Source organism: Tenacibaculum sp. L6, from assembly GCF_028823685.1.
In the GTDB taxonomy this organism is placed as follows: Bacteria; Bacteroidota; Bacteroidia; order Flavobacteriales; family Flavobacteriaceae; genus Polaribacter.
The window spans coordinates 1-3,712 of record NZ_JAPEHZ010000104.1 but is presented as its reverse complement, the minus strand read 5'-3'; the positions used below and the strand labels follow the sequence as shown (position 1 = coordinate 3,712).

Genomic DNA, 3,712 nt, shown 5'->3' with positions numbered 1-3,712 from the left:
TTTGTTCGGGTTTTTTAGTTTTAAAAACAACAACTCAATAAATAATCGAGTCGTTTTTATTTATTTTATTTCAATTTGAACCTCATCTCTATTGGATAATGGTCAGAAGCTTCTCCAAATTCATTCAAAACTTTTCCTTCAATATATTCTATCGTATTTTCTGTATAAAAAATATAATCAATACGTTCTACGGGATCTTTAGTATCAAATGTGTTTTCAGGGTTCTCAGAAGAAAACGCAGCATTCCCAACTCCTTCCATCGAAAATATTTTTTGAATAATAGCTTCGCTATCTCTTGCTTTTGAGTTAAAATCACCCAATAAAATAGTTGGGTACGTTGTTTTATAACTATTGAAAAGATTCAACACATATTCAAACTGACGTACTCGTGTTGCCTTATCAAATGCTTCTAAATGCAAGTTTATCACCACAACCTCTTTTCCTTCTATAACCACTTTAACCACTTGCACCAATCTATCTAAATACAGCGCATCTCTATAAAACGGATTATCTGCCACACGCTCTAACACAATTCGTTGGTAATCCTTCAATTCGTACTTACTCAAAATTGATTGTCCCGACACAATTTTACCAAAGTGCATGCTTGGTGGCCAATAAGGAAAAGGAACGTAATGTTCATCCCAATTTATACCTCTTGCCACATAGTTATATCCTAATTTAGCGATCTCTTCTTCCTGATTTACTTCATACGATCTCGCTGCTTTGTAATCAATTTCTTGAAAAGCCAATATATCTGGATTTACTTTTTTAATTTCAGTAAGCACCTTTTTCATATTAGAATCGAATAGTTCTTTAGGTTTTGCGATTGCTCGGTTATTTGTCATTCCACTTAAATACCCAATATTGTAAGTTACAATACTGTAAACAGAATCAGTATCTAAAGTGGGATCATACTCGTTTGTAATTATTTTTGCGTACTCAGCTTCATCCATGGTTGGTGAAGACGCCCAAAAAAAGAAGATTGCAAACGCTGCTATAACCACCAATAAAAATCTTACAGCAATTCTGAAAATTGACTTCATATAAAACTAAAAAAATGTTAAAAATACTTTCAAATTTAAACTTTTTTAATCTCGCTTGGTCTTAGAATCGTAAATAATTACAAAACCTTAAATTTTTATAAACATGAAAAAATTATTAACAGTATTGGTTTTAGCGGTTGGATTTACCGTTACTACTCAAGCACAAAAAGGAGATAAAGGTAAACGTGAGCAATTAACGGTAGAGCAACAAACAGAGTTAGAAGTTAAAAAAATGACATTGAAGTTGGATTTAACTGAAGCGCAACAAAACCAAATTAAACCTTTAATAGCTAAAAAAGTAGCTGAAAGAAAAGAGATGTGGGCTAAGAGAAAAGCAATGAAAGAAAGCGATAGTAAGCCTACTTCGGAAGAGCGTTATGCAATGAAAACCAAAATGCTAGACAAGCAAATTGCATACAAAACTGAAATGAAACGCATTTTAAACGAGCAGCAATACGAACGCTTTGAAAAAATGGCTGCAAGAAAAATGAATAGACATAAAAAGAAAGGTGACCGCAAAATACATGAAAAAAGAAAGCATCAAAAAGAAAATAAAAGCGATAAGTAATATCGATTTATAGTAGATTAGTTTTGATTGAAAAAGCCCTTTTTACTTTTTATTTATTCTTCTTTAAACCAACTTGAATACTTCACATAATTGTTGGCTATTCTATCAATCTCTCCAGAAATTAGTTCTTGAGAAATATCTTTTACTTTTTTAGCTGGAACTCCTGCATATACACTTCCGCTTTCAATATGTGTATTTTTAGTAACTACAGCACCTGCAGCGATAATAGAATTCGATTCTACCACGCAATCATCCATAATAATACTCCCCATACCTACTAACACATTATCGTGAATTGTACATCCATGCACCAAAGCATTATGACCAATAGACACATTATTTCCGATCGTAGTTGGTGATTTTTTATAGGTAGCATGTATAACCGCCCCATCCTGTACATTTACTTTGTCTCCCATTTTTATATAATGTACATCACCTCGAATTACAGCATTAAACCATACACTACATTCTTTTCCCATTTGTACATCTCCAACAATAGTAGCATTTTCTGCCACATAACAATCTTTTGGTATTTGCGGATGTTTTCCGTTTACAGGTTTTATAATTGGCATATATAATCTATTGCTATTTTTTATTTTACAAGTAAGTCTTGACCAATACTAATGTTGTTATCCGTCAATCCGTTTACTTCTTTTAATCGTTGTACCGAAATATTATACCTTCTCGATATAGAATACAACGTATCTCCTTTTTGCACTTTATGAGACTCTTCTTTGTAACTTGGTATTTTAGCGGCTAACGATCCGTCAGGTTTTACCCTATCGTATTGAGATAAATCGTATTTATTAATGATAGAAATTAACTTTTGCGGATATCGTTTATCTGTTGCATACCCAGCTTTTTTCAACCCATACGCCCAACCTTTATAATCGGTATGTCTTAATTTAAACAAACTTGCATAACGACTACGCGTTAATAAAAACTGAGAGTGATCTTCGTACGATGTTTCTGGATATTTATATTTTCTAAAACATTCTCCTTTTTCATCATCATCATGAGTTACACTATGTCCTTGCCAACCTCTATGACACTTAATTCCGAAGTGATTGTTAGAACGAAGCGCTAATGCACTTCTACCACTTCCTGACTCTAACACTCCTTGTGCTAAGGTAATACTTGCAGGAATTCCGTGCTCATGCATTTTCTTAACTGCAATCGGAGCAAACTTTTGAATATAGGTTTCGGTATGATTCGTAGTTGTTGCTACTGGTCGCTTTATTTGCTCTAATTGAGGCAACTTTGGTGCTTTCTCTTCCTTAGTCTCCAGCACTACTTCATTAGGTGTAGACCTTACCACATTTTTTCCTGATCCACAACTTGCCAATATCACAGCACATGCTGCTAAAAAAACTACTTTTATTTTCATTAAACCTTTATTAACTCTTGATTTTTATTCTTTAATTTTTGATTTACTCCAGCTATACCTTGCAAACCTCCTGTATGAATTACTAGTATTTTACTACCTACTGGAAATGCATCTTTTGCTACTAAGTCTAGTATTCCAAACAACATTTTTCCTGTATAAATAGGATCTAACAAAATAGTCGTTTGCTCTTTAAACTCATTTACAAAACGAATTAATTCTGGAGTATATTTTCCGTAGCCTCCAAAATGATATTTGTTTTGTAAACTCCAGTTTTCATTTCCTTTTACATAAGGTTTTATTTCATCCGTTAAAAAATCACCTTTCAATGCAGGAAAACCAATTACTTTTTGGTGTTCTTTAGCTGAATTTATCAATCCAGAAATGGTTCCTCCAGTACCTACTGCACAACAAATATAATCGAATTTTTCATCTTCATTTGTTAAAATCTCTTCACAACCCTGTACTGCTAAAGCATTCGTTCCTCCTTCTGGAACGAGATAAAAATCACCAAATTCTTTTTTTAAATGTTTGATAAATGCTTCGGAAGTTTTGTTTCGGTAGGCTTCTCTAGAAACAAATTGAAATTGCATCCCATTATCGAACGCATTTTTTAAGGTTTTGTTTTGAGCAAGTGTCTTCGTCAAATCCTTTCCTAATTCATCACCTCTAATAATTCCGATGGTTTTGAATCCAGCTATTTTTCCTGCGGCAGCA

The 3,712-nt window shown here is 33.2% G+C and carries 5 protein-coding genes; 1 reads left to right on the top strand and 4 read right to left on the bottom strand.

The genetic code is table 11. The features are described 5' to 3' along the window. Positions 1 to 65: 65 nt before the first annotated feature. Positions 66 to 1,043, bottom strand: coding sequence for an endonuclease/exonuclease/phosphatase family protein (locus OU788_RS11885; protein ID WP_274635367.1), 978 nt, complete (start codon positions 1,041 to 1,043; stop codon positions 66 to 68). 103 nt (positions 1,044 to 1,146) lie between these two features. Between OU788_RS11885 and OU788_RS11880 the strand changes: the two genes are divergently transcribed. After that, the gene (locus OU788_RS11880) at positions 1,147 to 1,611 is read left to right on the top strand and encodes a Spy/CpxP family protein refolding chaperone (RefSeq protein WP_274635366.1); all 465 of its coding nucleotides are present in this window, start codon (positions 1,147 to 1,149) and stop codon (positions 1,609 to 1,611) included. A 53-nt stretch (positions 1,612 to 1,664) separates the two neighbouring features. Here OU788_RS11880 and OU788_RS11875 read toward each other — a convergent pair whose 3' ends face one another. The 3 genes from OU788_RS11875 to OU788_RS11865 all read right to left on the bottom strand — a co-directional run. Then, positions 1,665 to 2,183 carry a gamma carbonic anhydrase family protein gene (locus OU788_RS11875; RefSeq protein ID WP_274635365.1) on the bottom strand — a complete coding sequence of 173 codons (519 nt, stop codon included), beginning with the start codon at positions 2,181 to 2,183 and terminating at the stop codon, positions 1,665 to 1,667. Positions 2,184 to 2,203: 20 nt separating this feature from the next. Next, the gene (locus tag OU788_RS11870) at positions 2,204 to 2,998 is read right to left on the bottom strand and encodes a glucosaminidase domain-containing protein (RefSeq protein ID WP_274635364.1); all 795 of its coding nucleotides are present in this window, start codon (positions 2,996 to 2,998) and stop codon (positions 2,204 to 2,206) included. Next, a partial coding sequence (locus OU788_RS11865; protein ID WP_274635363.1) for a 1-aminocyclopropane-1-carboxylate deaminase/D-cysteine desulfhydrase occupies positions 2,998 to 3,712 on the bottom strand: 715 nt, incomplete at its 5' end. The genes OU788_RS11865 and OU788_RS11870, both read right to left, overlap by 1 nt.